We start from the raw sequence: 2,439 nt of genomic DNA, 5'->3' as shown, positions 1-2,439 counted from the left end.
GTGTTATTGAGTTTCATGATGAGAATATTGTTGAGTTAACTGTGAAAGATACGAAGAGTCATGAAAATATATTTTATTTACATTTTCAAATGCATGATATGAATTCAAGTCTACAACAGTTCAATACTTTCTTTCATTATTTAACAACGCCTTCATCTGAGCACCATGACATGAATGTGCATCAAACAGATATTAAGCAGATTTTATTAAGTTGCAGTGGAGGGTTAACGACATCTTATTTTGCATATTCTATTCAAGAGATGATGAATCATAGGGATTTAGGAATACAGGTAGATGCGGTTGGTTATAGTGATATTGATAATGTTGCTAATGAGTATGATATAATTTTACTTGCGCCACAAATTGCTTATATGTTACCTGAATATAGAGAAAAGTATGGAAATAAGGTTATGACAATTGAAACTGTAGATTTTGCAACAAGTGATTTTGAAGGAATTATCCAAAAAGCATTAAATTCATAATAAAGAGCAATTATGCTTCTTTTTTTATTGAATTGTCAAAAAATGAAAAAAAATGGCGTAGAAATGTTAAGTTTATGTTAAGTTTATTTACATTGTGTTAATGAAATGTTAATCTTTTGTTGTAAATCATAGGGAGGAAAGAGATGGAATTATCTAATATATTTGCATTGCTTGGCGGTTTAGCTTTATTCTTATATGGGATGACTATGATGTCCAATGGATTAGAACTTGCTGCTGGTAATAAAATGAAAACAATCCTGGAAAAATTAATAACAAATCGTTTCTTAGGTGTTGGAGTGGGTGCATTGATCACTGCACTCATTCAATCTTCATCAGCAACGACTGTGATGACAGTTGGGTTTGTCAATGCTGGATTAATGAAACTAGAAAATGCTGGTTGGGTTATTATGGGAGCAAACATTGGAACAACAATTACGGGACAATTAATTGCATTAGATATTACTGCATTAGCACCAGTTATTGCATTTATAGGTGTTGCGTTAATTGCATTTTTCAAGAGTAAACGATTGGATGCAATTGGTACAATTGCAGCGGGGCTAGGTATCTTATTTATGGGGATGGAAATGATGTCAGGTGCAATGGTACCATTACGTAGTTCACCTGAATTTGTAAGTATTGTTTCTAATTTTGAAAATCCTTTAATAGGTATTGCTGTAGGTGCATTATTCACTGCTATTATTCAGAGTTCATCGGCTTCAGTTGGTATTTTACAAGCATTAGCCATGAGTGGTGTTATTACTTTACCTTCTGCAATATATGTTTTATTTGGACAAAATATTGGGACATGTATTACTGCTGTATTGGCTTCTATTGGAACAGGGCGAAATGCAAAGAGAACAACTATTTTGCACTTATCCTTTAATATTATAGGAACAATTATATTTGTTATTATTAGTATGTTAACTCCATTTGCACAATGGATGCAGGCACTAACACCAACAAATATTCCTGCTCAAATAGCTAATGTACATACAGTTTTCAACGTTGCAACAACAATATTATTATTACCATTTGGTAAACAGCTTGTTCAATTAGCATATAAGATTCTTCCTGAAAAGGAAGGTCATGAAGATCGTATGGATGTAAAATTCTTGGATTTTTCTATTTTTACAAATGATTATCATATTGGGACAAGTGCAATTGCGAATACGCAATTATTTAATGAAACACAGAATATGTTAGATGTAGCTATTGATAATGTGAGAAGGTCTTTTGAATTAATGATTAGCTATAAAGATGAAAAATATGAAAAACTGCAAAAAAGTGAAGAGTATATAAATTATTTAAATAAACAGATTGTTGATTTTACAACAAATGCGATTTCAAATGAATTTCCAATAGAAGGTTCACAAACAATTGGTTTGTTCCTTAAGGTTTCAGCTGACTTAGAGAGAATTGGTGATCATGCTGTGAACATTGCTGCTAGAGCAAAGTTGCTTCATGATGAAAATAGACGTTTTTCTGATACGGCTTTAGACGAAATTGGTATTATGAGCAGTTTGTGTACAAATATTTTAGATGAATTAAAGATCATGAATTATGATGAATTTAAAGATCTTGTAGATAAAGTAGATATCATAGAAGAGAATATTGATAAAACGAATTATCAGTTTGGTATTAATCAATTGATTCGTTTAAAAAATAAACAATGTACAACAGAAAATAGTGTTGTTTATACAAAAACATTAACTGATTTTGAAAGAATTGGTGACCATGGTTTGAATATTGCACAAAGTTTTTATAAAATTAGAAAAGCTGTTGCAGCTATGAAAATGGTGAAACCAGAAATGATTGAAGAATAATTGAATATTTTGTTGAATATGTGGTGGAGTCTGGCATAAAGTATATTACTTTATTTATTCAACAAATGTGTATTTTTGATTGCGAAAATAAGAGACAGATTCCATCCTTTTAAGGAGAAATCTGTCTTTTATTT

The 2,439-nt window shown here is 30.8% G+C and carries 2 protein-coding genes; both read left to right on the top strand.

Going from position 1 to position 2,439, the window contains the following annotated elements; genetic code table 11:
* Positions 1-482: PTS sugar transporter subunit IIB (locus ACLR9T_RS13845; RefSeq protein ID WP_413110076.1), on the top strand; the 482-nt coding region annotated here is incomplete at its 5' end.
* Positions 483-625: 143 nt separating this feature from the next.
* Positions 626-2,305 (top strand): Na/Pi cotransporter family protein, encoded by a 1,680-nt coding sequence (locus tag ACLR9T_RS13840; protein ID WP_413110075.1) that lies wholly within the window; start codon positions 626-628, stop codon positions 2,303-2,305.
* The last annotated feature ends 134 nt before the right edge of the window (positions 2,306-2,439 follow it).

The organism is Thomasclavelia sp. (assembly GCF_047249845.1).
Lineage (GTDB): Bacteria > Bacillota_I > Bacilli_A > Erysipelotrichales > Coprobacillaceae > Thomasclavelia.
Note: the sequence above shows the minus strand (reverse complement) of the source record. Positions and strands in the feature narration are given on the sequence as shown.

Coding starts and splice junctions, on each gene's coding strand:
- ACLR9T_RS13840 (WP_413110075.1), top strand. CDS start 626: ATGGAATTATCTAATATATTTGCATTGCTTGGCGGTTTAGCTTTATTC.